Annotated in this window: 22 protein-coding genes; 11 read left to right on the top strand and 11 right to left on the bottom strand. The window is 45.7% G+C overall.

Translation table 11 applies throughout. From position 1 onward, the window contains the following. Positions 1-36: 36 nt before the first annotated feature. From LEP1GSC058_RS18870 to LEP1GSC058_RS18880, 3 genes are all read right to left on the bottom strand, one after another. Positions 37-2004, bottom strand: coding sequence for a hypothetical protein (locus LEP1GSC058_RS18870; protein ID WP_016551323.1), 1968 nt, complete (start codon positions 2002-2004; stop codon positions 37-39). Between the two features lie 14 nt (positions 2005-2018). Next, positions 2019-3065, bottom strand: coding sequence for an aspartate-semialdehyde dehydrogenase (gene asd / locus LEP1GSC058_RS18875; RefSeq protein WP_039948826.1), 1047 nt, complete (start codon positions 3063-3065; stop codon positions 2019-2021). Positions 3066-3137: 72 nt separating this feature from the next. Continuing rightward, positions 3138-4703, bottom strand: coding sequence for a hypothetical protein (locus tag LEP1GSC058_RS18880; protein WP_016551136.1), 1566 nt, complete (start codon positions 4701-4703; stop codon positions 3138-3140). Positions 4704-4808: 105 nt separating this feature from the next. Between LEP1GSC058_RS18880 and LEP1GSC058_RS18885 the strand changes: the two genes are divergently transcribed. After that, positions 4809-6290 carry a hypothetical protein gene (locus LEP1GSC058_RS18885; protein WP_039948827.1) on the top strand — a complete coding sequence of 494 codons (1482 nt, stop codon included), beginning with the start codon at positions 4809-4811 and terminating at the stop codon, positions 6288-6290. On the opposite strand, the gene LEP1GSC058_RS18890 is transcribed toward LEP1GSC058_RS18885, so the two are convergent. From LEP1GSC058_RS18890 to LEP1GSC058_RS18915, 6 genes are all read right to left on the bottom strand, one after another. Further along, positions 6275-7720: an MBOAT family O-acyltransferase gene (locus tag LEP1GSC058_RS18890; RefSeq protein WP_016551139.1), complete on the bottom strand. Its 1446-nt coding sequence runs from the start codon at positions 7718-7720 to the stop codon at positions 6275-6277. The two genes, LEP1GSC058_RS18885 and LEP1GSC058_RS18890, sit on opposite strands and share 16 nt — an antisense overlap. 151 nt (positions 7721-7871) lie before the next feature. Then, positions 7872-8087: a hypothetical protein gene (locus LEP1GSC058_RS18895; RefSeq protein ID WP_039948869.1), complete on the bottom strand. Its 216-nt coding sequence runs from the start codon at positions 8085-8087 to the stop codon at positions 7872-7874. Positions 8088-8892: 805 nt separating this feature from the next. After that, the gene (locus LEP1GSC058_RS18900) at positions 8893-9264 is read right to left on the bottom strand and encodes a phosphatidylinositol phospholipase (RefSeq protein WP_039948870.1); all 372 of its coding nucleotides are present in this window, start codon (positions 9262-9264) and stop codon (positions 8893-8895) included. A 74-nt stretch (positions 9265-9338) separates the two neighbouring features. Beyond that, on the bottom strand, positions 9339-10352 hold the full coding sequence (locus LEP1GSC058_RS19830; protein WP_016551309.1) for a hypothetical protein: 1014 nt from the start codon (positions 10350-10352) through the stop codon (positions 9339-9341). A 68-nt stretch (positions 10353-10420) separates the two neighbouring features. Next, complete coding sequence (locus LEP1GSC058_RS18910; protein ID WP_016551070.1) at positions 10421-11452, bottom strand: hypothetical protein; 1032 nt, start codon at positions 11450-11452, stop codon at positions 10421-10423. 4 nt (positions 11453-11456) lie between these two features. After that, positions 11457-12791: a helix-turn-helix domain-containing protein gene (locus LEP1GSC058_RS18915; protein ID WP_039948872.1), complete on the bottom strand. Its 1335-nt coding sequence runs from the start codon at positions 12789-12791 to the stop codon at positions 11457-11459. 347 nt (positions 12792-13138) lie between these two features. On the opposite strand from LEP1GSC058_RS18915, the gene LEP1GSC058_RS18920 reads away from it, so the two are divergent. The 5 genes from LEP1GSC058_RS18920 (at position 13139) to metF (ending at position 19568) form a co-directional block, all read left to right on the top strand. Beyond that, positions 13139-13891 (top strand): ParA family protein, encoded by a 753-nt coding sequence (locus LEP1GSC058_RS18920; protein ID WP_016551359.1) that lies wholly within the window; start codon positions 13139-13141, stop codon positions 13889-13891. Beyond that, a complete protein-coding gene (locus tag LEP1GSC058_RS18925) occupies positions 13875-14720 on the top strand; it encodes a ParB/RepB/Spo0J family partition protein (RefSeq protein ID WP_016551103.1) in 846 nt (281 codons plus the stop codon). Before LEP1GSC058_RS18920 ends, LEP1GSC058_RS18925 begins: the two co-directional genes overlap by 17 nt. A gap of 395 nt (positions 14721-15115) precedes the next feature. Beyond that, positions 15116-16021 carry a helix-turn-helix domain-containing protein gene (locus LEP1GSC058_RS18930; RefSeq protein ID WP_016551289.1) on the top strand — a complete coding sequence of 302 codons (906 nt, stop codon included), beginning with the start codon at positions 15116-15118 and terminating at the stop codon, positions 16019-16021. A 124-nt stretch (positions 16022-16145) separates the two neighbouring features. Beyond that, positions 16146-18653, top strand: coding sequence for a discoidin domain-containing protein (locus LEP1GSC058_RS18935; RefSeq protein ID WP_016551312.1), 2508 nt, complete (start codon positions 16146-16148; stop codon positions 18651-18653). 33 nt (positions 18654-18686) lie between these two features. Next, a complete protein-coding gene (gene metF, locus LEP1GSC058_RS18940; protein WP_016551199.1) occupies positions 18687-19568 on the top strand; it encodes a methylenetetrahydrofolate reductase [NAD(P)H] in 882 nt (293 codons plus the stop codon). Positions 19569-19585: 17 nt separating this feature from the next. Here the strand turns inward: metF and LEP1GSC058_RS18945 are convergent, their stop codons facing one another. Continuing rightward, a complete protein-coding gene (locus LEP1GSC058_RS18945) occupies positions 19586-20413 on the bottom strand; it encodes a 1,4-dihydroxy-6-naphthoate synthase (protein ID WP_039948873.1) in 828 nt (275 codons plus the stop codon). Positions 20414-20575: 162 nt separating this feature from the next. Here LEP1GSC058_RS18945 and LEP1GSC058_RS18950 point away from each other — a divergent pair, with 162 nt between their 5' ends. Next, a complete protein-coding gene (locus LEP1GSC058_RS18950; RefSeq protein WP_016551264.1) occupies positions 20576-21403 on the top strand; it encodes a Cof-type HAD-IIB family hydrolase in 828 nt (275 codons plus the stop codon). On the opposite strand, the gene LEP1GSC058_RS18955 is transcribed toward LEP1GSC058_RS18950, so the two are convergent. Beyond that, the gene (locus LEP1GSC058_RS18955; protein ID WP_016551061.1) at positions 21380-21598 is read right to left on the bottom strand and encodes a hypothetical protein; all 219 of its coding nucleotides are present in this window, start codon (positions 21596-21598) and stop codon (positions 21380-21382) included. The genes LEP1GSC058_RS18950 and LEP1GSC058_RS18955 overlap by 24 nt on opposite strands. A gap of 109 nt (positions 21599-21707) precedes the next feature. On the opposite strand from LEP1GSC058_RS18955, the gene LEP1GSC058_RS18960 reads away from it, so the two are divergent. From LEP1GSC058_RS18960 to hemL, 4 genes are read left to right on the top strand one after another with little or no spacing between them, the layout of a single operon-like run. Beyond that, on the top strand, positions 21708-22595 hold the full coding sequence (locus tag LEP1GSC058_RS18960) for a Rossmann-fold NAD(P)-binding domain-containing protein (RefSeq protein WP_039948828.1): 888 nt from the start codon (positions 21708-21710) through the stop codon (positions 22593-22595). Then, the gene (locus LEP1GSC058_RS18965; protein WP_016551354.1) at positions 22580-24145 is read left to right on the top strand and encodes a hydroxymethylbilane synthase; all 1566 of its coding nucleotides are present in this window, start codon (positions 22580-22582) and stop codon (positions 24143-24145) included. Before LEP1GSC058_RS18960 ends, LEP1GSC058_RS18965 begins: the two co-directional genes overlap by 16 nt. Next, positions 24142-25107, top strand: coding sequence for a porphobilinogen synthase (gene hemB, locus LEP1GSC058_RS18970; protein WP_016551164.1), 966 nt, complete (start codon positions 24142-24144; stop codon positions 25105-25107). Before LEP1GSC058_RS18965 ends, hemB begins: the two co-directional genes overlap by 4 nt. Then, positions 25104-26405, top strand: coding sequence for a glutamate-1-semialdehyde 2,1-aminomutase (hemL, locus tag LEP1GSC058_RS18975; protein WP_016551272.1), 1302 nt, complete (start codon positions 25104-25106; stop codon positions 26403-26405). Before hemB ends, hemL begins: the two co-directional genes overlap by 4 nt. Positions 26406-26409: the final 4 nt, after the last annotated feature.

The following is a 26409-nucleotide window of genomic DNA, read 5'->3' on the forward strand; positions in this document are numbered from 1 at the left end:
TCCGAGCCGTAAAAAGTCGGCATCGTTCGGATCGAGTTAAATTTTCGCAAGCGTCCTATTCAGGAAGTCTTCGAACGAGATATAGAAATCGAACTTTTCTTGCTCCGGCATTCCGGCGACTTTCTGTTCGTCCACGATCTTCTTAGCTTTATCCAAAAGCGACCGTCCGTTCCTCTTCAAAAATCTACGCGTAATCAGAATCGGAAACGTATATTTTTCTTCCTGATTTCTTACCATAAAGGAATGGATTTCCTTTTTTGCATTCTTTTTCAGAAAATTGAGGAGCGTATTTTCATCCGCATCCGCGCCAAGCGTCTCCAAAAGGTAATTTCGATCGGGATATTCTCCTCTGCTCCAGGCGGCATCCAAAATATCCAAGACCGAAGAAAGCATTTTCTTTGCCTGAGGATCCACTTCTTGCTCGCCTGAGCGAGCCATTACGGCTTCTTCGCCCACGGCCAAAGCGGCTGCGGCTCTCGTCTTCGATCCGAATTCCGCTGCATCCTTCTCTTTTACGCGCTTTTCCGCAATTCTCAGTTTTTCTTCCTGAGCGGCTCTAGTCTTGGCTTCGAGAACTCTCTTATTCTGTTCAGCAGCGAGCCTAGCCCGAATTTCTTCGGCCTCGAAGCGATGAACCATGTTATTACCGAATAAAGAACGCCAGAATTTGGTAAAGAAAGGAAGATACTTAAATAAAGACGAATATTCTAATTTCTCGAATTGGCCCGCGGCTTCCTTAGATTCCAGAAAGTCCTTGATATTCATTTTTCCAAGCACGCGGATTTCGCTATCGTTCCCTGTCGCGGAAAGAACCCGTTTCGCGTTATCGATAGCGCCTTGAATACAATCCTTATGTAACACAAAATTGTACATGTTCTTTTTGTCGGCGAATTCGGCGTGCAGAATCATTTCATGATTTACGATAAGATTGCTAATTTCATCTTCTATAGGTTCTCCGCGGAATCTAAGATAATTCAAGTCGACAAGTCGATTTGCGGATCGCACATAATCCAGAAGTTCAGAAAGTTTGGCTCGTTTTTCTTCTTTTTCTTTCTTTTCCTTTTCCTCCTCTTCGAAATGTATAAGAGTCAAAAGTTCTTCCATCGCGGTTTTCTGATCTCCGTACGCCGGACTTAAAAACGGCAGCACTTGCGCCGCTAAAGCCCTGGTATTATTCAGTTCTTCCTGACTAAAGTTTCCTAAAACGCCGATTCTCTGAAGTTCGGGAATAATTTTATCCTTTAGATATTTCTTATATACATCCAGGCGGGCGATAATTTCATCCTGAATATTATAATAAAAAACGGATCGATTCCCGGGACTTAATGCGTGCTCGTTCCGGAAGAAATACAAATTCTTAGAATCTACTAGCCGCTTTAAAACCGGCTTTAAATGGATGTTGATCGTCGTTTGCTTAAGCGCCGGAGTGGTATCGTATTGATCCTGGAAAAGACTGCCGATTTCGGACGACGCGTATGTTTCGCTCAATCGATTAGCGTCGATGCATTCCCAAATCCATTTTTGAAAGTTTTCCGTGCCGGGGAATTTTCGCCTTTCCTTAATCCATCGTTGAATGGAACTAAAGGAAGTCTGATTGACCCCTTCCACGTAACGATGACTAGACCCGGCATCCGCCTGAGACGGTCTGGCAAACACCGTCATTAATCGAAGTGAAGAAGCGATCAATTTGCCGTCCGACAAATCGCCAGTCGGGTCATAATCCACCATTGAGATCTTTTTGATCAAAGGCGGATTATGACGGGAAGTAACTTCCTTTAGATAAGCGAAGACTCTTTCCTTGTCCAGAGTCAGTTCGCGTGCTAATTGTTCCGTAGTAGGTAGAATCTTATTTGCGACGAACTTTTCAGTCCAGTCCGCGACTATGAGAACTAGCTTATATATGCCTTTATATTGGAAGTCGCCTCGAGCTTCTAGAGCCTGGGCCAACTGTAACGTAGAGTTGTAATCCGCAACCTTCAGTTCCGGTGATTGGGGATCCAGCACGTTTGTTTCCTCTCTTACAGTAGGTTTTTCCTGTACATAAGTTCAGCGTTCAAAAGAGCAGCGCCGGCCGCACCTCTGATCGTATTATGACTCAACACCACATACTTCCAATCTAAGAGAGGATCCGGACGCAAACGACCGATGACGGTCGACATACTCTTCCCGGTATCCAAATCCAATCTTGGCTGCGGCCTATCTTCTTCTTCTCTATAAACGATGGGAGAAGACGGTGCTAACGGTAGTCCGAGTTCCTGAGGTTCTCCTTTAAAAGAAGACCAGGCATCGAGTATCTGTTGCTCCGTTACTTTTTTTTTCAATTTCACGGACACGCAAACGGTATGTCCGTCAAACACCGGCACGCGATTGCAATGCGCGGAAATAGGAAAATCAGCGTTTATAATCTTGCCGTTTTCGACTTTCCCGAGACACTTCAATGGTTCAATCTCGGCCTTTTCCTCTTCTCCACCGATAAATGGGACGACATTTCCTAATATATCCATACTAGGAACTCCCGGATATCCGGCTCCGGAGACGGCTTGCATCGAAAAAATCATAACCGCTTCGATTCCGAAAAGATCGAATAGAGGCTTTAAGGAGATCGTAACTCCCATGATAGTGCAATTAGAATTTGTAATGATCTTGCCCGGTGTTGTTTGAGCGGGAAGAACGGCAAGATGTGCGGCATTCACTTCCGCCGAAAGCAGCGGAACGTTTTCCACCATTCTATGATTTTTAGAATTGGAGATGATATGCACGCCGGCATTGGCGTAAGCAGTTTCAACTTCTCCCGCAATGTTAGCATCTAAACCGGAAAAAGCCAGCTTGACCCCCGGCGTTTTTGAAGGCTCCGGCGTTGTAACGATTATGTCCCTAGCATATGCGGGGATATCCGAAGATATCTTCCATCGCTTCTTCATTACATTACCGTACGTTTTGCCCGCACTATTCTCGGACGCACATAGATGAGTAACTTGGAAATAGGGATGGTTCTCCAAAAGTTGGATGAACCTCTGTCCGACAGAGCCAGTGGCTCCTAGTACAGCTACGTTTACTTTGCTCATATCCTTCCGTCGTTAGACCTCTACTTTATTCAGGCCCCTTTTTGATCTATTTTTTTCCCAACCCAACCGTTGTCATTCGACAAATTTAATGATCTCCCCCGCATATACCGGACTCATTTTTTTCATGGCGGGATATGTGAAGTGGTGATAGTCACTGAAATCGATCGGGTCGAGTCGATCTTTAAAATCCGAAAACATAACTCCTCGTCCGGAAATGCTACGAAGATATTCCAAATGGCTTCGATACCACGTAGATTCACGGTACCAATCTAGACTGATCGGATTTTCAGGATTATTGATTAAAAGTACGGGGATGTTCGACGCCCTCATTGAATCTAAAAATTCCGACATGAACCGAAAATGCATCGCTGGCCGGAAGGATTCTCCGACGACTTTTTTTTTCGCTTCCGCGAGAGCGATCAAGTATCCGATCCCGGGGCGGTGTTCCGGTTCCGCCAGGAGTCGGAAATAAAAATACTCTCGGTATTCCGACTCATTCATCCCGACATAGCGCAAATCTTCGCTTCGTTCCTCGCGAGTATACTGCATTCCGGAGCGAGGAAGCTCGTCGCCAAAGGTCTGCTGAAGGCGAACTCCCAATCTGTCGTAAACCCAATCCTTATTTTCAGGTTCTGCGTAATAAGGAATCCAGACCTTAGAAAGTTTTGTCGTAATTAGAGAGCTATCGTTCTCCAAAAATTTCTTATCCAACAAAATTCTCTTCCATCCTGGAGAATCAAAATCGAAATTTTGCGACTCTCCCTTAGCATTGTTAAGCGACACATGCAGAGGTCCATCCCGGAGAATTTCACGAACGACTTGGATATAGAATCCTTTTTTGACCATATACTCTTTCGGGATAAAAGAGAAAGATTGGCCCGTCCAGCCCAAGGAAGTGATTCTTTCCGGGATTTGAGCGCCGTTATATCCGTGGTAGCTGGTATTTCGGCCAAAGCGGTGGTCGAAAAGAGATCGGATATTTTTCCAATAAATATCCTTATATCGATAAAAGTCGAAAACCGCCGCCAAAATAAATTCGGCCGTCTTTTCCGGACCCAGTATTTTCCAGAAAGTAAACGCGGATTCGGCCGGGAAAATGTACCGAGATTGAGGCGCTTCCCCGTAATTCAAAGCGTCCAGAATCAAGCGATCTTCGGGAAAAGAATCGTTCCTTCCGGACACCGGATCCAAGACGTAGGTCCTATGCAGCCTCCAGTCGATAAAATTGATGGGATATACGATCAGATCCGGGTTCAAATCTATAATTTTTTTCCTAAGTAAATACGCATCCAAAGGAGTCATCCCGGCGTAGGAAAGGAACTCGGACTCTATTTCCTTGCCGGTAAGCCGACGAACTTCCTCGTCCAGCAAAGCCCGATCTAAGGAGTAATGAGCGATACTCGAACCCACCAAGAGAATTCGGAACTTTGTCTTCGGCTTCGATTGAATCCGAAAGTACTCGTAGAGAAAATTATAGAAATGGTTCGTGCTCCAAGCCGACTCATTGGGAACGACCCAAAGAGCGTGTCGAAACAAAAGAGAATCCAAGCCAAAAATGAGGAGAAGACCCCCGATTAGGATTCCAAGACGAGAAGAAGATGATTTTCGGAAGCTTGAGACGACTCGGGAAAAAAACATTTCACTTACTAATCTCTCCTAAGGTGCGAGCAAAGAGCGGATTGTCCAGAACTAGTTTCCTTTTTTCTTCTTTACGTTTCTTCGTATTAAGATCAAGGTTCCCGAGTGTATTGGATTTTCGTTTCTGGATTTTTATTCGTCGGTAGCTTAAGTTTGACGCTGGCGAGATTTCCTGTCGAGATCTACTGGAACCCCGATGCCCTTTACCTTCCGACTCTTCTTACGGACATATTGCACAATGGCGGTTCCCTTCGAGGCTGGTCGTTAGCCTCCTCCCCGTATATATTCCCCGATCTACCGCTCGTATTCCTTTTAAGCGTGTTGACCAAGCAACCTTTCTGGGCCCTTGTATCGTTTTCAATTCTTCAGGCCTCGTTTTTTGTATGGGCGTTAGGAAGATTTTTGCGAACATTGGAGCCGCAGGTTCCTGCAAAATATAGCTACTCGTTCTCTCTTCTCACCGCTTCGTTTCTTCTACTAGTCTCTGAAAAATTCCCGATTCTGTATTTATTCTTACTTCCTGCGATGCATACGAGTGCCTTTCTAGCGACGCTTTGGGCCTGGCCTTATTTGTACAATGAAAGGACACCGCGCTTCTTTTTCTTCCCCATTCTTTCGTTACTAGTCATGTCTGATCGCATCCTACTCTTAGAGTTATATCTTACTGCGGCTTTAGCCTGGACTCGGAGATACGGAAGCTGGGGAACGATCTTCCCCCAACTTTCCCTTCGTTTCTTTTTGTCGGGAGTGTTAGGGTTCGGGCTTCATACGTTTCTAAGAACATTCTTATCCATGGAAGCATCCAGCAAAATATCCGTGATCGAATCGTTTCGCAGGATCTCCGAAGATCTAATTAGATGGGCATCCCAGGGAGATCTACCAGGTATTTTCTTTATTCTCGCCGTAATTGCAGGCATTTGGGCGTTGTTTAGGGGCAAAGAACGTGGATTTAGCTTCGGTTTTGCGGCGTATTTACAGCTTATTTTGCTCGGAATCGCGCCTATGGCGGGATTATACACCGACGAATATAGCCTTCGTTACTGCGTTCCGGCCTTCTATTTGGCCCCTGCGCTTTTCGGGACATTAATCCTTTCAAGAGATCTTGGGAAGCGCAAGAATTCTAGAAATTTCGCGATGTTGGGCATTATCATCGGGTTGAGTTCGCTCATGTTATTAGGCCCTTTGATTCCGGAAGGCAGCTGGGGGTTCCAAGGAATCCCAAAACCACCGGAAGTAAAATGCGTGGATAGCCTCTCCGAAACGGAGAACTTCGTTTTAGTTTTAACGGATGGCAAGAAAGCGAAGAGAATTCTAGTCTATTCGGATAAGAACGTAAGAGCGCTTTCCGTAGATTTTAGCACTCTGGAAGGATCTCATTCACTTTCCAATCGGGAATGGTATATTTTTCCACCCGAAGGGCCTTTTGCAGTCCTACCCGAAGGATTAGGAGAAGCGAGAATCCGCTCTTTTTACGGAGAACCTACGAAAATTTTAGAATGCCCGAATACGAAGAAGCGCGTTCTGATCTACGAAGATACGGTGAAAATTCGGACTCTCCTGCAAAGGCCCTTTCAAAAAACGAAATAAAGAAACGGCTGAGACTCGGCCGATAGTAAGACCGCGAAAAGGAATCCCGAGCTCGCAAGAATGGCAAAGACCCAACCTGGAAGACCGTTAACCCAGCGGCGAAAAGAGCCCGAAACTTCATCTCTTTGGCCGATCCATGTAGCGACCGCAAACAGCAAAGCACAAAGAAAAAATAATCTAAGCGCTGGATCGCCGGGATTGATTCCACCGGAACTGAAAAACAATTTCGCAAATACGATCTCGGTTTTTTCCCAGTTAGGGGAACGAAAAAAGACCCAAACCAATACGATCGCCAAAACGACGAATATTCGGTAAGCGAAGGACAGAATCTTCGGAATTTCAAACGCTGTTTCCTTTTGCCTCAAAAAATAGCCCAATCCTCTTTCTATCGCGAGTAAAGTCCCGTGAATCCCGCCCCACACAACGAAATTCCAACTAGCCCCATGCCAAAGACCGCCTAATAACATGGTGATAAATAAATTCAGGTATGTCCGAAACTCTCCTTTGCGATTTCCTCCCAAAGAAATGTAGAGATAATTTTTCAACCAAGAAGATAGAGAGATATGCCAACGTCTCCAAAAATCGGAAAAGCTAGATGCCAGGTAAGGCATTCTAAAATTTTCGGTAAGATGAAAGCCTAGCAATAATGCCGAACCCAAGGCGATATCCGTGTAACCGCTAAAATCAAAATAAATCTGAAGCGCGTATGCAAGCACACCTATCCAGGCATAAAATTGGGATACTACGGCAGGCGATTGAAATAACGCATCCGGCAAAACGGCAATATTATCGGCCAGAACAGCTTTTTTCCAGGCGCCGACAAGAATCAATACGATCCCCTCCCGAAATGCCAAATTCTCCCAAGTTACCCATTGTCTCAGTTGCGGAAGAAACTCTCTTGCAGGAACGATCGGGCCGGCAACCAGCTGCGGGAAAAAAGAGAGAAAAAGCGCGTAATTCCAGAAACTTTGCTCTGGCGGTATTTCCTTACGGTAAACATCGATCGTATAACTGAGAGATTGAAACGTGTAGAAAGAAATGCCAACAGGTAAGACAATATTTAGGGATGGAATTGCAGAGTGCAAACCAAGTGCCGACAATAGGGCATTCCCATTTTCCACAAAAAAGCCGAAATATTTAAAAAAGCCTAAGACGGATAAATTTCCGATCAGCGAAAGCAACAAAAGAATCCTTCTCCTTCTCGAAGAAGAAGAGTCGCCCATGGCCCTCCCAACGGAATAATCCAAAATCGTGGTTGCGAGAATTAAGCTCCCGAACTTAGGGCTCCAGGAAAAATAAAATAAATAGCTGCCGACTAATAAAAAAGGAAACGGAATCCAGTTGGGAAAAACGCGAAAACGAGGGAGAAGCCACCTAAGCAGAAAAAGAAAAACAAAAAAAAGAGTATAGAGCGGCGTGGTAAAATTCATTCTGTCAAAAACTGCCCATTTTCAATCCATTTCTTAGAGAAATTATTATGATTAATTTTAATCTAAATTTAAAGAATATTTTCAAGCAAAATCTCTTCGATGAAAGAGCAATAGATTAATTTAAATCTATTTTAACCGGTTATTATTAATCCTAAACTGTCCATTTGCATTTTACTCCACAATTAGGGCAGACAGCTGTGATTTCAGCCTTTACTCGCTTCCCTTTTGGAGTCTCAATCTTGCCAATCGCGACAAATTCGAAATCTACGCCCTCGGGAACATAGTGCCCGGCGCCATATCTAGCCGAACCCTCGATTAAATTTGAGCAGGCATGGCATTTTACCCTTAATTTGATTACCTCGGCCATGAGAACATGGTGAGCGACAATCCCACTAAGGCAAGCATAAAGCACCAAGCGGGGCCGTCACTTCTTCATGCCAAGGAAATCTTCCTACACATGACAAATTTACAGAAATATATAGGAAATCAAGATCGAGATTGGGGCTGATATTGCTTTGCCTTTCCGCCGCTCATATGCCGAGCGGCCTAAAGTCCCTCCTGGCCTCTGGCAGACGTTCAGGATCTATACGCCCATTTACAGGCGGAGCCGAGCATGTCTTTATTTCTACTGCCGAATCTGCACCTCTTGCGAGAGGATAAGGGGTCACAGAAATGACTGCGCGAAAGCTCCCCAGATAGCCCCCGGAAGTCGTAATTCTATTTACCAACTTTCCCAGGAAATGGCCCCTACGCCGCTCCCCTTTTCGCAGATATGCCACCGGCAGCCCCATGACCGGCAGTTAAAACCCAGCGGGAATAAGGCAGTTAAAAGCAGGAATTTGCTGAATTTTAATCTTTTTTGCAATTCGGAAATGCGCAAGCCACGTCACCAGAAAACGCCCGAATTCTATAATTTCGAAGATTCAGGGAAGACATGTGTCTCATTTCTGGAAGTGTCCGCGCCAAAACATATGCGGCGGATAGCGCAATTAATGCTTAAACACAGGCATTTATATAATTGCCTGGTCTTCGGCTCTTATTGCCGCAAGACAGGCGGGTTCTGCCAAAATTCTCATTTAATTGCCGATTTTTCGGCGATTAAATGAGAATAGCCGCCCGTTTTCATAAACTGAAAAATTACCCTGTGCTGCATACAGGACAATTTTAGAATTTTAGGCGCGTTTGCGTTTTGGTGGGATTTTTTTCGCCGCTTCCTGCGGCTTAACGGATTGAGTTTTTTTTAGACTCTTTGAGTCGAGGTTGCTTGCGTCAAACGTGACATCAAGCCCTCGCTTTTTATTTCGTTTAACCATATAAACGAAATGTCGGACGTATTGCGCGTAAGGTTCCGGCACTGATTTCGGATCAAATTCGAGAGGATTTTCCAAAAGAGAGCGAACAACTGCTTGATTCAAATCTTCTTTGCTTGTGGCCATAAGAGTCTCAAGTCTACGCAGAATTTCATTATCATTCACTTCCATGATAAGTTTTTTCATCGCATTGAGAAGTTTCTGAAAGGAAGTCCGCTTTATTTTGGCAGCCATATTATGGCTTAGAATTTCAAAGGAGTCGGAAATCACAAGAATTTCTAGAATTTTTGGGGGAAGATATGCAGCTACTACGCTCGGATATATTTACCTGAACTTCCCAAATTGGAAAGATTGTCTTTGTAAGAGAAAAAGCTGACTCGTATATTTTCCGAAAGCGAGGACTTCGCGGCCGACGGAAGAGCAAGCAAACCGAGTCTGTCGGGGTCAATTCTTCTAAGCCCCATACTTGCCTCCCTTTCCTCTTTAATCGGAAGTTGCGCCTGCAAAATTCCCGCCGGGGCTAGGCTGCTGCCTCTCATTATGCCACATCCTTCGGATAGGCCCTCTTTCCACCCATCCCCTGCTATTTCAATCCCCTGAGCAGAGGCATTCATCCTGAGGTTAAACCATTGACGCCGGACAGTAGATGCTATTCCGTCCTCGGGAGAATGCACGACCACTGTTTTCCCAAACAAATCTGCATGGGAAAACAAGAAACTTTGAGAAGCAGAAATCGACTCAGTGCAAACAATATCGTTTTCCTTACCGTCATCGGACAATCTGCCCAAAGCAAGAATCGTCGTTTTTTTCCTTTTTTTACGTGAGGAATTCGCATTGTCGGAGGAAGAATTAAAATCATCGGCATCATGAATAAAATGCCCTAAACCAAACTGCCTTTCCGACTCCGAATTCTTGAATGCAAACAGCAACGGCAATCCGCAGCGATTTTTCAGATCAAAGGCAAAGCTAAAAATTTCAACTCGGGAGGATTGAATTTTCTTTATCGTCGAACGTGATGCGAAAATTTTCTTTTTCGACGCGTTTTCCGAATTCAACAAATCCGCCAGCCCAGGGAAATCCGCCTCCCGCTCGACACCCGAATAAGATATCCCTTCGGCAAGAACCGAATCGACTTCCATCTGATGAATATCAGAAGAATCTAAAATACCTTCCTGAGATAAATCCAAGTTTGCGGCGATGAGAGGCTGAGTCTCTTCGTTTGTAACATTTTCGGTCTTGGCAAAAGCGCCCGAGCTTGCGACCACGAGGCCCGCAACGAGCAAGAACTGTGCCAGATTTTTATTAAAAGCCCCGAAAATCATTGGTTTATGGTTAGAAATTAGCCCTTTTTGCTAAAAAAGGAAGCATTTTTTATCATTTTTTGGGAATTTTAAGCCATTTTCCGAAAGAGCCGTTTTGTCCTGAGTTTCCACTCCCAGAGAATAATTTCTTTCTCTTTGGCATCGGCCTCCGATTGTTCCTTCTCTAAAAGCGCATAGACCATGCTTGCAATTTCTTTCGAAAAGCCTTTATCAAGTTCGACTTCAAACTCCGCCTCTTTCATTTCGAGGATAAGCCCTGCCAGGCGGAACCCTTCATCGAGATTCTGCAGTTTGACTTTCCAACTCACGAGCTCTTCTTTTTTTTCATCGTTCCGGATCATCACTTCCAAAAATGTTCTTATAAAAACCACTTCTTCGGGACGGAGAGAGAAATCGAGCAAGAGCTGCTTTACTTTCTCCAACTCTACTTTTCTAAGATGAACCCGAGCCAAAAAGACCGGGTTCATGGAATGCATATTTAAGTTTCCTTTTTCGAGAAGGTCCGTTGCCCTAACCTTATTGAAATCTACGATACTAGATTCTTCTCTAAGACTTCTTTCCAATTCTTCTTTGCCCGGCATAACTCCGCCAGGCGCCTCAAGCTTTTGGGCGACTTTCCTCTTAATGATCAACATATTAAGGGAAGGAAAACGGATTTTTAAGGTTACCAGGTCTTGACGCGGAAACTCTTCATCTAAAACCAGATGGTGTAATTCTATACCATCTTCTTTGGCTTTCAGAAATTCTTCGACTTCCCGGTAGTGAAAAATAATAACCGGAAGAATATCGCATTCGCTGCCGCTATTTAAAAAGATAGTTCGAACTTCGTTGCCTGAACTGGCGTGCTGGTAAGGAATTACCAGCTTTCCCTGCCGAACATTTACAAAACTCAATTCTCCCAAGCGGAAATGAGAAAGATCGAACTCCCCTCCCAAAAACGCGACTCGAGGAACGGGCACGACTATGGATTGGTTTTTGGCGCCCTTTGGAATCTCGGGCCCCTTCGTAGTAAAAACTACATAGGTCATTTTTGCTAATCTGACCTTTACGAGAAACCCTGCCGGGGTTTTTCTCTCTTCGTATAAGGAATCTAATTCCAAAATTCTATCCCAACCCCAAATTCTTCAATTTATACTGGAGCGAACCTCTTGATATTCCAAGCGCCTTGGACATACGAATCTGATTCCCTCCAAATAGTTTATAGGCCAGAAGTATTTTCTGGCGTTCCAAGGCTTCAACGGCCTTTCGAAGATCCAAATCGTCCGCCTCCGGCATCGAAACTCCTTGGGGGCGTTCCGATTGGATGGCGAATTCTCGAATTTCTCTTCCCGAAGAATGCAGCACCCCTTCCTCTATAGAATTCCTAAGATCTTCTAAATTGCGATCTAATTCCGGAGTCGCCAACGATCGGCCCGCCTCTTCCGAAAGACTTAAATCGAACCTTCCTTGAGCCTCCCTGACCTCTTCAAAAATAAGCGATATCACATTCCGCCTATCGATCGTCGGCCAGGTCTTCCATGGAGGAATTTCAAGCGAATTAGACTCTAATAAAGTTCGAAAGAAAACGAGCTCTTCGGCAGGCAAACTCTCGGAATTTTCTAAAAAAATCAATCTGGGCCGATTTCTTTCGCTCGTCGCGTATTCGTACAATAGCTTCTGCTGGAGAGCGGAATATTCTTGAATTCTTTCAAAAACGAGAGTGCCTCCTGGAGCCATAGCTTCCCATTCCTCTAGGGATTTTTCAAGCTTGCCTCCATGCTCAGGAAGCACCCCGATCACCAATAATCCGCGGCCTGCCGACTCTCTTCTATGCACCCATTTGGCCAAAGTTTTTTTGCCGGATCCTTTTGGACCTCGAATTTTAAGAACCCTCGATTTTCGATATAAATCCCAAATAACATCCCCGCCTTTCGTTAAACGGAAAAGAATTTGTCCGAGCTGGTCCTTTCGATCTTCCGAGCCGACATCGTTTCTTGAGGCTGCAGAGATGTTCGGAGCATTTTCTAAGATCGACGCGAGCTTCTGGCAAAACAAAGCCAAAAATAGTGACTGCCATTCGGACGGAGGGTTCTCTATTTCCAAGAGCAAGAACCCTTGAACTTTTCCATGAACCAAAATGCTGCCTAAAAGTCCCCCGGACGAATCGGGTAAAAAGAATTCAGCGTTTGACGATTTTGGAAGATAGAATGGAGGACTAGATTCCAGTTTTCTCCGTATCTCGGAACCCTTTGCCAAAAAAGAATAGAAAAAACCCTCTTCAGAATATCCCCAGGAAGCAACCTCTTCCAAAGCATCCTCTTCACCTTCGGCAGGGAGCGTTGCTAAGCCTGCGGAACTTCCTAAAGTCTTAAGCAAAAATGGGAAGGCCAGAGGCAGGAGAAGACGAAGATCCGCAGTCGCAGGTCTTCCATAAAATATCTCCTGTATGGCGGGTTCCATGGAGGGAGATTGTTTAAAATTAAGCATGGCGTCAACCACGTACCGCCGTTTTTCTGCTAAGATGTCGGACATCCGACATTATATTTTTTCTAAATGCAATTCCTCTAAAAAACGGTGTTAAATTCCTTTTTTTTGGAGAATGAGTTGAACCCGCCCGGCCTTCAGGCTGAATGGAACTCGAAGGCAATTGATTTTTTAACCGCCATCAAGTGTGATCAAAGAACGGCAATCGCACTCACTAAGATTTCACTTTTTTCCTTATAACAACCATTTAAAAGAAAGAGTCGTTACCTCTTAGTAAAGGATTGGATGTCGGACATCCGACAATTGAAATACAAGGGACCAGAATGATCGTAGTATCTATCGCAAATCAAAAGGGAGGGGAAGGTAAAACGACCACCTCTTTGAATCTCGCATGGGGCCTCGCGCGCCGTGGTAAAAAAACTCTTATAATAGACATCGATCCTCAGGCAAACTCGACGGGAATTTTTTTGAATCCCGATAGTCTTGAAAGATCCATGCATAATATCTTTCAAGCCAAGGCAAAAGTAAGAGACGTCATGGTTCCTACCCATGTAGAAAATCTAAGTATTGCGCCGTCTCGGCTCGCGCTCGCGGAAGCGGAGACAGTCGCGGCCATCGTAGATGCTCCATATATTCTTCGGGATGCTTTAGCCGACCTTGAAAAGGATTTGGATTTTTGTATTATTGACTGTCCTCCTAGCCTTTCCATTTTCACAATTAATGCACTCGTTGCGTCCAATTATGTGATCATTCCGTTACAGGCGGAAAAGTTTTCGGTGGATGGAATTCTCGGACTGCAACAGACGATCAATAGCATTAAAAAAAGGATTAATCCCGGCCTGGAAATACTCGGAGCGCTAGTAACTCAACTAAAGCCTCAAACCTTGCTGACCAAAACTATCGTTCCTGTTCTTACAAAATACTTTAGGATTTTTGAAAATAGTATTTCTGACGGCGTCGCCGTAGGTGAATCTCATCTGGCAAAGAAATCGGTCTTCGAATACAATAAATCCAGCCGCCAAGCGCAGGAATATGAAGGTTTTGTAGAGGAGTTCCTGAATGAGCTCAAAAAGTAAACGCCTCGGATCGCTAGCAGATGTCTTTCAGGCGGAAAAGTTAGAAGGCACGATTCGAAAAATAAGATTAGATAAGATTCGTCCTTCGGAAAGCCAACCTAGGCAGGAACGAAAAAAGGGAGTGGAAGAACTTGCCCAAAGTCTTCAAAAAGATGGCCTGCTTCAACCGATATTGGTAACAAAACAACCGGATGGAGAGTACTATACAATCATAGCCGGTGAAAGACGATTTCACGCGGCGACTCTACTCAACTGGGCCGAAGTAGAATGCAAAATCCTAGACCGCGACGCAAAGGAAACGTTCCGGCTGGCAATTATAGAAAATCTTCAACGAGAAAATCTATCCCCTTACGAAGAGATAGAAGCCATGAGTCATTTAAAGATGACCTTCTCTTACACTGATCTAGAACTCGGAAACCTGTTTGGAAAAAGCAGAAGCTATATGACCGAACTTCTTGGAATTTCCGGATTGAATAAGGAAGAATTAAAAATTTGCCGAGATTCCGGAATCGAAACTAAGAACTTGCTCATCCAAGCCGCGAGCGCCTCTAAAAAAGGGGCATTTCAAGATTTTATTCAGAGATTCAATTCCGGGGAACTCAAAACAGTAAAAGATGCAAAGTCCTTCAATAGATCAGAGGACACCCTCTTCCCGACAGTAGCCAAGCCTCGCGAATCGGCCGCTGTTTCGGAGCATTCCCTCCACCCTTATAAGATAGGGAAAAAAGGAAATTCTATTCTATTATCTTCCGACGATGAAGAATTTCTTCAGGAAATGTATAAATTTCTGAGAAAAGAAATTCCAAAAAAATTCGGGAAATCCCCTTAACACGCCGACTGCATAAGAATCCGGATCCTGTTTCTCTTATTGCTTATTGTTAAACGAATTGACAACAGTACAAACATGTACTAAGCAAAAGATTTTTCAAAGAAGAGGATGGAATCTAGTCATTGAGATTGACAGAGAAAAAAACAGAAATACTATGTGACATAATATTCTAAACGGAAATGTAGTACTTTTTTCCCATCCCGGTGGAGAAAGGCGCCCGCATGTCCTATGTCCGGATATAAAAAAACTCCCCTGGAGATTTCCAGGGGCCGGACCTTCCCGAAGGAATGTTGTTGGATGAGACATAAGTAACCTTATGTCGGATAATGTCAACTACCTTCGGATTTTTTGCTTAAAATTAATTTTTTGCTTCCGGGAGCAAAAGGATCCGAGCTATGGGCGAGCATTATCCATATATCAAATTCCTGTCAGATATCATTGAATCTGGGGTTTGGGCTCGCCTTTCTGCAGCAGGGAAAACATTGTATTTGGTGCTGCTTAAATTTAGCGACCAGAACTTTAAACCGGTCTGGCCTAGCAATGAGATCCTGCTAAAACTCACAGGCCTAAAAACAAAGAAATCCATTAACGAGGGCAAGAGAGATCTGGTTAAGGCCGGCCTCTTGCAATTTGTACCGGGCACCGGGCACAAAAATACCATGTATTACTTCTGCTTCAACTACCCCGGTTCTAAAATTCCACCCCAGGGGGTTATTTTTGGAAACCCCAGGGGGGTAGAAGCCGGAACCCCGGGGGTTCAAGGGGGTATCCCGGAGGGGGTTCGAGATGGATCCCCAAACAATATTAATATAACCATCCATAATACCCAAAACCAGAAACCAGATCCGCGCAAGGAGGCGCAGAAATTATCCTTAGATTTACTCGCGAAGGAATATGGGCCTGGCATTCTTGCTGAGGCCATGGAGATAGCGAAGCTCCAGAATCAGGAAGGTAATTTATACTATATTCGAGGGATTTGCAGGAATCTTTCCGGTGGGAATCGACAGCCGAATTTTGAGCAGCAGGCGGGAATGACTCGGCAAAACCAAGCGACTTCCGTTAACGGCTACGAAGCGTCATGGCAAGGATTTTTGGACTGGTGTAAGGATTTGCTTTCCCCTTCCACCGTCTCGACTTTGCAAAATATTCGAGTCGAGCCGGACGGCAGAACGTTGTTGGTTATGGATCCGGTACCGATTGCCTTGAGAACAATCGTTACAAAGTACTTCACAGACACAATCCATCCATCGATACTGGTTATATTTTCCGCAAAGCAAGAGGAGAATCGTACAAAAGTATGAAATCGAATGCATTGCGGCTTTTTCAGATGTTTCTTTTTGAAAAAAACAACCCGAGATTGATTGCCGAAGACGTGAAGTCTCGCATTCGATTTTTCGGTACTAACAAAGGATCAATCCAAACTTTATGAATCAAGACTCCATTCGGATCAGTCATCCCCAGCCTGTAAAAATTCGCGAGGTTCGAACCAAAGGAACGTTCGATCTAAAAGAAGGAAAGCTTCGCGGGTACTCTGAGAGTTTAGATTCTCCAGGAATCGGAGTCATTACGTTAGTCTTGGGAGAAGGGTCCAGTTTTAATCAAATCCGAGTTCATTCATCCGAATCAAAGGCGGTCTATTTTCCCGACACATTCCGATTTGAAATTTCGTTAGATGGAAAAGTTTGGGAACCGATTTTACAGGAGGCCGGATTCCGACGTTCCAATAAAAAGATCGGACATTGGAATTTTTCCCTGGTGCGCGCCAACTTTTTAAAATTAGTGAGCAAAGTCTCCGAAAAGGAAGGTTCGAAATGGACCGTGGCTATCGCCGATCTAGAAGTCGGAATTTCCGGTATTGTAAAAGTGGAAGTAAGTTCGGAGAAGGATCGGTTTTGGGTAAAGGAAAACTTAATCGATCAACGTCCGGATTACGGCTGGGCTTCTCAGATTTCGCCCCAGCCTAGAGAGGAATTTTTCCTAGTGGATTTGGGATCTATTAGTCGTGTCAACGAGCTCCGATTACTTTCTCCTAAGGAGGCCCCGTCTTTTTTCCCGGAAACGTTTACGGTATATTATAGCGAAGACGATCTGACCTGGAATCAGCTTTTAGAGGAAAACCAATTTCTTTCCGAGTTAGGTGTTTGGTATCAATGGAGATTTTTGCCTGCAAATATTCGATTTTTAAAATTCGTATCCCGACCGCAAAAAAAGACGAATCAGGAATCTTATGCGACTCGCGTCGTAGAAGTCGAACTTTATGCGGCTCCTTATTTAAGTGACTTAACACATAAGCCGACGGCGGAGCCTCTTCCATACGCTACGGTTCTTCGTGCTGGCTTGGTCCGTCTTGCCGTAGATGGCGAAACTTCCGAAGGTGCCGCCGTTCAGGCAAATGATCGCCGATTGCGGGATTCTTCTACAGAATATAAAGGGATCGTAGAGTTAGCGTCCGACGGCGAGGAAAAGGAAGGCGTCGCGGTTCAGGGTAGCGATCGTCGCCTTAAGCATGCGAGTGAAACAACATTCGGTCTTGTTAGACTGGCGATGAATGGCGAGAACCGAGCGGATCGAGTCGTTCAAGGAAACGATGAGAGACTGAGATCGGCGACTACGCAGGCCCAAGGAATTGTGGAGCTAGCGGAAAACGGAGAGACAAAGGAAGGCGTCGTAATCCAGGGAAACGACGATCGCCTCAAGCATGCCAACTTTACTAGATTCGGTTTAGTTCAATTGGCTCATCCTGGCGAGGCGGTTCCGGGGAAGGTGGTAACTTCTGATGATCCTCGATTGCGAGCGGCAACGACGGAAGCGCCCGGGATTTTAAGATTTGCTTCCAGCGGGGAAGACAGTGCAGACGCTGCAGTTCAGGGAAATGATAAACGCCTAAAATCGGCCACCACTCAGACTTTCGGGATCGTGCAACTTGGGCGCTCCGGCGAATCAAAAGAAGGCGTAGTAGTTCAAGGAAATGATGAACGGTTGAGAAATGCGAGTACGGAATATCCCGGAATTATCGCGTTGGCTCCTAAAGGAAAATCCATTCCGAATCAAGCGGTGTCTGCGGACGACCCTCGTTTGTCCGACGCAAGAGAGCCGAAACCGCATAGTCACGGGTACGCTCCTTTGGAGCACGACTTTAATTCGCATAGCGGATTCTTAAGAGTAAAGGGGACGGTCGAGGCCCCCTACTTGAATATTTCTCCTCCTCCCGAAAATAACGGAATCATCTATGCAAGGAATGAGGCCGAGAAAGGTTCCGGCGTTGTAGGATCAGGTCGGCATATCGGAGTTCTCGCGTACGGTGAAAAGTTCGGCGCACGCGGAGATAGCTCTTCGGGTGACCGGGAATCGGCAGGTATTTTAGGACTTGCGAAGCGAGGATTCGGAGGATGGTTTCATTCCCGTTCCGGATACGCAGTGTATGCGAGTGGCAAAGGAATTCCCCAGTTAAACGAAACCGGATCGGGGAAGGCGCTTCTCGCCGAAGGCGAATCGGATTTTATCGGAACTATTTACGTGCAAACCGGAAAAGGCACGGATTGCATTGCTCGATTTTTTCCGGTCCAGTCTTCGGATGTGATTTCGGAGGGAGATTGGTTGGTCATGGGGGAAGACGGAAAGCTTCACAAATCTAAAAATCCGAACGCCACGAATGTCGTCGGGGTTGCCGTAAAATCGGCGGCGATAGTATTGGGAGAGAAGCCGCATGTGGAAGGACAGTGGTTAGTGGCTATCTCGGGCGTGGTTCTTGCAAACGTAGAGGCCCAGTCCCACCCTATCCTTCCCGGTGATTTGCTTTCGGTCGGCTTGACCGGAGGGCACGCAGTTCGTGTCTCTTCCGAAAATCTAAAGCCCGGGACCTTAGTTGCCAAGGCGTTAGGTGCACAGCGAAATGGCCGGGGCATTGTTCCGGTCTTATTAAGCTGCGGTTGATGTAGCCCTCCGAAATTTCGGAGAAAGGGAAATATGAAAAAAATTCTGGAAATATATACTAATGCTAAGGAGCCAGTGTACTCCTTTGAATTCTTTCCTCCTAAGACGAACGAAGGGGAAGCTAAATTATACGAAACCGTTAACGAACTCTCAAGAGTCAACCCGGGATATATTACCGTAACTTACGGAGCCGGAGGGTCCACCCGAGATAAGACGATTCGGCTGACTTCCGATTTGGCCCAAAAGTTTAATTTGGCCGCCGCTGCGCATTTTACCTGCGTCGGGGGAAATAAAGAAGAAATACATAATATTCTAAAAGAGATCGAATCCTCCGGAATCCGCAATTTGATGGCGCTTAGGGGCGATCCCCCTAAGGGAGAGGGCGCTTTTAAGAAAGTCGACGGCGGTTTCGAGCACGCGAGCGAGCTAATTTCGTTTATCAAATCGGAGGGTTTCGATTTTTGTATGGGCGCTGCGTGCTATCCTGAAAAGCACCCGCAGGCAACCGATCTGGAGCAGGACGTCGATAATCTTAAGAAAAAAGTCGATGCAGGCGCGGATTATTTGGTTTCACAGCTCTTCTTTAAAAACGAGATTTTCGAATCTTTTTTAAATCTAGTTAGAAAGAAGGGAATCAACGCGCCGGTCGTTCCGGGAATCATGCCGATCACGTCCTTTTCGCAAATCGAAAGGTTCCGAAGTATGGCTGCCTGCGAGTTTCCGGATAAGCTTTTAACCGATCTGGAAGAAGTGCAAAATCGACCCGAAGAATTCTATCGCAGAAGTTTGAACTTTAGCGTGGAACAGTGCAGAGAGCTGATAGAAATGGGATCTCCCGGGATCCACTTGTATACTCTGAATCAATCCCATGCCAGCTACGATATCGTTAGGGAGCTTAGGGGGGAAGGGAAATAGTTCTATTTTCCTTTTCGTTACGTGAATAGCTCGGTTTCTCGTCCGGCCGGCACAAGGCCGGTGCGGAGGGCTTCCTGATAAAGCGTCGAAATTGCTTTTCTGCCTTCCTCGCCTAAGCTCCTGGAAAACTCATTTACATATAGTCCGATATGAGCATCTACGACTTCTTTGCTCGTATCTTGAGAGTGGCGGAAAATATAATCATAAGTGTCTTCCCGGTTTTCATAAGCAAGGGATAAGCTTTCTTTAATCGAAGAATCCAAATCCTCTTTTAGGCTTTTTTCTAAATCCCTTCGGATGGCGATGCAGCCTAAGGGAATCGGCGCCCCGCTCATTTCTTCCCACCATTCTCCTAAATCTCGAACTTTTTCCAGACCTCGTTTTTCATACGTAAATCTTTCTTCGTGGATGACGACTCCGTAGTCGGCTTTTCCGGACAATACTTGATTCAGAATCAGGTCGTAGCGGATGGGGATCGGTTCGTAATCGCCTTCCAGATACAGATGAGTCAGGAGGTTGGCAGTAGTCCAGACTCCCGGGACTAGAATTTTTTTTCCTTTAGGGTTCGAGGCGGAGTTTCCCTTCTTTTTTACGATCAAGGGTCCGCAATTTCTTCCGAGCGCCGAGCCCGAGTCTAGTAGGGAATATTTGTCTGCGACTTGAAAGAACGCCGCAAAGGAAAGTTTCGAAGAATGGAATTTCCCTTCTTTTGCAAACCGGTTCAATTGCTCCACATCATGTAATTCTTCTTGAATGGAGAAAGGCGCTTTGGTCTTGCCTGCGATTAAATGATAGAAAATGAAAGTATCGTTCGGACAAGGAGAATAGGCGAGACTAAGCTTCATACTCCCAGCCAAATACTTTCCACTCCTTTGAAAACGAAAAAAGGAAGAAAGCCCGGCCTCCTGTTCGAAAATAGGAAAACTTAGTAAAGGGGGGATTTTTTGGAATCCGGTATAACGCGTTTCCCCGATGGAAAGAGGCTCGAGGGTATCCATACGATTGCGATGGATCTGGACGGAACTCTATTGAATTCTCGTGGATGCATCTCAAGTTTAAATCACTACGTACTGAACGCGGCTCTTGCTCAAGGAATTCGCTTAATCATTGCGACCGGGAGAAGGTTTTCTTCCACCCTACCCTTTGCGCTGGAATTTCACGGGGACTTATTCGTCGTTTCTAATAATGGTCAAGTTTTAAGGGCCAGCCCGACCGGCGTTAGAGTTGCCGAAACATATCTTTCCCCGAATGCGGTGGCTGCCGTTTTGGACTCGGGAAAAAAATCCGGGTTCGATCCGATTTTGCATGTGGATCATTATGAGGAAGGCGTCGATATCCTGGCGGAATCTCCGATTACCGATCCTAAATTTCATAATTATTCCGGCGGGGATTTGAAACGAAGTCGTGTAGTAAAAAATTGTTTGGATTACGGTAGCGATCGAATTCTGGTAGCTTGCTTTTTATCGCAGCAAAAGGATCACTTAGTCGAGTTGGAAAGAAATTTACTTTCTTTGCCGGAATCCGCCGAATTTCGAACGGTTATCACCCGAATTCATGGGGTTGCGTATTGTTTGGAAGTTTTAGAAAAGAACGTTTCAAAATGGTCGGCGATCGATACTTTTTTGAGAGCCAACGGCTTGGATTCAGCCGGGGTTGTCGCCTTTGGGGATGAGAAAAACGATTGGGAAATGATTTCGCATGCCGGATTCGGTTTTGCGATGAAAAACGCAATTCCTCATCTAAGAGATCACGCTCCGTATATTACGCGTTATACGAATGATGAAGATGCGATTGCAATGACTCTCTTGGAGTTAGGCGCGCTTTGCTTTCCTTGAAGTGGATTCTTTTTTTACGGGTACGACTCTGCAGGAAGCACAGGCGTCCTCATAGCACCCATAACGAATTTCTTCCGAATCGGATTTTCCAAATAGGCCTTTGAGTGAAGAGAAAAACGGGAAGAGGAGATAAATTGCGGTCGCTCCTACGATTACATAAACGATATAATCTTGGATTCGCGTGTCCCAGGCCATACGACCATTTTGAAAATGGTTCTCAGTTGCGGCAACTCGAATATTTTCCGAATCCGCTGACAGTATTTTGACAAAACGAAGCGGAAACTCGGTATGATCTTTAGTAGAGATGTGGTCTACACTGAAGGTTTTCCATTCCGAAGCTAATCATAGAGACGGGTTTGCCGTGTCTGATTCATTCCAATGGAAGACTTGCATGAGAACTGTGTGGGTTACCGATTCCCGAATTCATCCTGAGTTTCCGGATCTTCCGGATACCTGGGAAGTAAAATCGGGTTATGAAGCATACGGTCTTCTATTAGAAATTATTTCCGGTCTTCGTTCGAAGTTATTCGGAGAAACCGAGGTCCTTGCCCAGTTTAGGCAGCGTTTTCAAGAACTTCCTTCTTCAGCATTCGGAGAATATATCGCTCGTTTACGAGATAATTTAATCGAAGATTGTAGATCTTTGCGTTCCGGATATTTGCAGAATTTGGGAGAGCAGTCGTACGGGGGATTGGCTCAAAAATATTTGTCAAGCTCCGGTAGACATGTAAGCAAAGTGGCCCTTTTGGGTACCGGACAGCTCGCAGAGAAAATGCTGCCATGGTTAAAGGGAGCGGATCGCACTGTTCAAATTGTCGGTCGCGATCCGGAGCGTTTGGAATTTTTAGGAAATTCTTCCGGCGCGTCTACCGTATTTTGGGAAGACTGGTCTCCGAAGGGAGAAGCTTGGGTCGTAGCTTCCCCGGTAAATTTAGAGCCTTGGTTGAATAAACTTTCTCCAGGAGATTTGGTTTTGGATTTTAGGGAAGAACCTCTGGAATCTTGCATGCCTGAAGGCGTAAAATATATTTCCTTTGCTGATATGATGTCCTCTCTAAAGGAAACCGAAGAACGTACTCGAAAAGTCCGCGAAGAATTGGATGGTGTCCTGGCGAGACTTCTGGAAGAAAGAGAGTTGGAAGCGCATCAATTCGTATTCGGTTGGGAAGACCTACCTTGTCCTTCGTTCTAAGAATCGGCTCTAGAAAAAGTTCTCTCGCAAAACTCCAGTCTTGTTTCGTACGCGATGCCTTGCTAAAAGAGCATCCGAATCTAAACGTCGAACTTTTCTTTAAAGAAGCAAGCGGCGACCAAGATTTGGTAACCCCTCTTTGGAAGATGCCGACTCGGGGAGTATTTACTCAAGATTTAACGAAAGAATTAACGGATGGAAATGTCGATCTAGTCATCCATTCGTATAAGGATTTGGATCTGGAAGGCCACGCTGGAACCGAAACCGTGATGGTTCTTCCGCGGGCGGATCAAAGGGATGTTCTCCTTTGGAAGCGTTCTGCTTTCGATAATCCCCCGAATGAAATTAAAATTCATTCTTCTAGTCCGCGAAGGGAATATAATCTTTCCGCTTTTTTACCTTCTGCTCTTCCTCGCCGTTATCAAGGAAAACCGATCTACTTTCATCCCGTGCGCGGCAATGTGCAAACAAGGGTCAGAAAATGGTTGGAAGACGATTCTATTTCCGGCTTAGTCGTGGCGAAAGCGGCGCTGGACCGTCTCTTGTCTCGGGAATTTTCCTTTGCGGAACAGGCCGAATATTCCGAAGTACGGGATCAGTTGCGGGCCGTTTTGAACGAGCAATTGTTCATGGTTCTTCCCTTATCAAAAAATCCGAATGCACCGGCGCAAGGTGCATTGGCTGCGGAATTTCGCGCAGGCGATGACCGAGTTCGGGAACTTCTCTCTCCATTAAGAAGCCTATCGGAAGAGAGGAATGTAGGCGATGAACGTAGATTGCTTTCTTTGTTCGGAGGAGGCTGCCACCAAAAGATCGGAGTTGCGGTTCATTCCGGCGAGTCGGGTACCATCCTGTTTATGAGGGGCAAAACGGATTCGGGCGAAGAATTGGATTCCGCTATTCGTTGGAGAAGCGATGAATTTCCGCGCCCCATCTCCGATTCATATATTTTTCCCACGAAGCGACAAACTGTAGGTAGAGCCCGACTTCCACTCCCCTCTTCTCCGCCGACGAGCAGATTTTGGTTCGTAGCAAGAGCGGATGCGTTCCCGGAGTCTTGGTCGAATCCTGGGCCGGATACGATTTTGGTTGTGGCAGGTACTAAAACTTGGGAGAAGCTAGCGTCTCGCGATGTGTGGGTGCACGCTTCGACGGACGGGCTAGGCGAAGGTGATGCGAAAAATCTCGCGACCCTTTTGGGAGAGATTCCCGATTTCGTTAAATTGACCCACGAAGAAAGCGGCATCGTGGAGGGAACCTGGGATCGCTTATCCACATATAAAGTTGAATGGGAGGCCGAATTGCAGGACTTATCCGGGTATTCCCATTTTTTTTGGATGAGTGCAACTCAGTTTGATCGTGCATATAGGAAGGATCCGTCGATTGCACAGAAAATACACGCAACCGGGTCAGGGGCGACTTATTCGTATATTAGAAATATCTTAGGAACAAACGGGAAAGTATACGCATTCCCGAATTATGAGTCTTGGGTTAACGCTTGTAAGGGAGAAATCCCGGACTTTCTGAAAAAGGAAATAGGACATCTATGAGAGAATCTTACGGAACGGGACTCCGAAGAAATCGGATTTCGCCTGCCATGAGGAATTTGACTTCCTCGGAATCCTTGAATGCAAAAAAAATGATCCAACCTTTATTCGTAGCGGAATCATTAAAGGATCGGGAGAGTATGTCTTCCCTCCCTGGAGTATTCCGAGACACGAAGGACACCGTTTTAAAGCAAATAGAGTCCGATTCGAAAGCAGGCGTTGAACATTTTTTACTTTTTTTAGTTCCGGGCAATAAGTCGAACGATTCCATTCCGACGAAATTCTACGAAGAAGTCATAGGCGGAATTAAACGGAACTTTCCCGATGTTTTTCTTTGGATCGATACCTGTCTTTGCTCCTTAACCACTCACGGTCATTGCGGATTATTGGATACTAAGGGCAGAATCGATAACGCCAAATCGGTTCGCCGCCTTTCGGAGATCGCTCTTTGTTATGCGAATTCCGGAGCGGATGGGATTTCTCCGTCGGACATGATGGACGGTCGAGTCGCGAGCCATCGTGAAATTTTGGACGAGCACGGTTTCGAAAATGTTCCCGTCATGAGTTATTCGACCAAATTCAAGAGTAATTTTTACGGACCGTTTAGAGAGGCTGCGGAGTCCGCCCCCGGTCATGGGGACCGTTCTTCCTATCAAATCGACGTGCGTAATAAGGAGGATTCTCTTCTTGCCTCGTTGAGGGATGCGAAAGAAGGCGCGGATTTGCTAATGGTAAAACCGGGTCTGACCGCAATTGATTTAATTCAACCGATACGCGATGCAACGGGGTTGCCTGTGGGAGCGTATCAAGTTAGTGGTGAATATGCATCATTATCGCTTCTTGCGGAAAACGGATTTTGTAAATTCGAGGACGCTCTGAAGGAAACTTGGCAAGTGTTTTCCCGGGCCGGGGCCGCGTATTTGATTACGTATGCCGCGCGACGTGGAAAGGAGATCTATTCTTGAAATCATACGGCACATCAGCGGAACTTTTCGATCGAGCGAAGAAGGTCTCGCCTGGAGGAGTTCATTCTCCCGTGAGGTCCTTCCGATCTGTAGGGGGGACTCCGGTTTTTTTTCAAAGCGCAAAAGGCGCAACGTTAACCGACGTGGAAAGAAAGCAGTACGTCGATTATTGTTTGAGCTTCGGTCCTTTGCTTTTGGGTCATCGAGATCCTGAGGTTGAGGAAGTCGTTTTGGAGACCGCTTCACTCGCGTGGAGTTTCGGTGCCGCCGAACCCTATTCCTTAGAACTTGCGGAATGGATCGTCGCTCGTATCCCTTGGGCGGAGAAAATCCGTTTTGTAAATAGCGGAACGGAAGCGGTTATGAGCGCATTGCGAGTGGCTCGTGCATCGACCGGTCGGAATAAAATATTGAAGTTCGATGGATGTTATCACGGACATTTAGACGCCCTTTTGGTAAAGGCCGGATCCGGTTTGGCTGGGGAATCTTCTTCGGATAGCGCTGGAATCGGTTCGGAACTTATACGAAACACGTTAGTTCTTCCGTTGGACGACGAGAAGGCGGTGGCAGAACTATTCGCGAAGGAAGGAAAAAATATCGCCGCTTTGGTGATCGAGCCTTTGCCTGCCAATTACGGATTGCTAATCCAACGAAAGGAATTCCTGCAAAAAATCGTGGAAGTGGCGAGAAAATACGGTACTTTGATTTTGTTAGACGAAGTAATCAGCGGGTTTCGCGTCGGTCTTGCGGGAATGAGCGGCGAGTTGGGAATTCGTCCGGATTTGGTGACTTACGGTAAAATCATCGGCGGCGGGTTCCCGGTCGGCGCTTACGCAGGCCGCGCAGAGCTTCTGGATTTAGTCGCTCCTCAGGGGCCTGTCTATCAGGCCGGGACATTAAGCGCAAGTCCGTTCGGTATGAGAGCCGGATTGGCGACGCTTATGAAATGCGAACGGGAAAACGTGTATCCGATCTTAGAAGAAAGAACAAAGAAATTAACGGAGGGATTACTTTCGATTTTTAGAAAGTACGATTCTGCGACCGATTGGGCGGTGGAAACTCATGCGTCCTTATTTTGGTTTCATACGAAGAGTCCCTCCCCTATCCGAACCGTGGATGCGATCCCTGCCGGCCATAAGGAAGCTTTTGCGAGAGTATTCCATTTATTATTGAAGAACGGAATCTATCTGGCTCCTTCCGGTTATGAAGTGGGCTTTACGAGCTTTGCACACACTACACAAGTGATCGACAAAACCTTGGAGTTAGCTGAAGAAGCTTTCAAAAAGAATCGATCGTAAACTT

The organism is Leptospira fainei serovar Hurstbridge str. BUT 6 (assembly GCF_000306235.2).
GTDB lineage: Bacteria > Spirochaetota > Leptospiria > Leptospirales > Leptospiraceae > Leptospira_B > Leptospira_B fainei.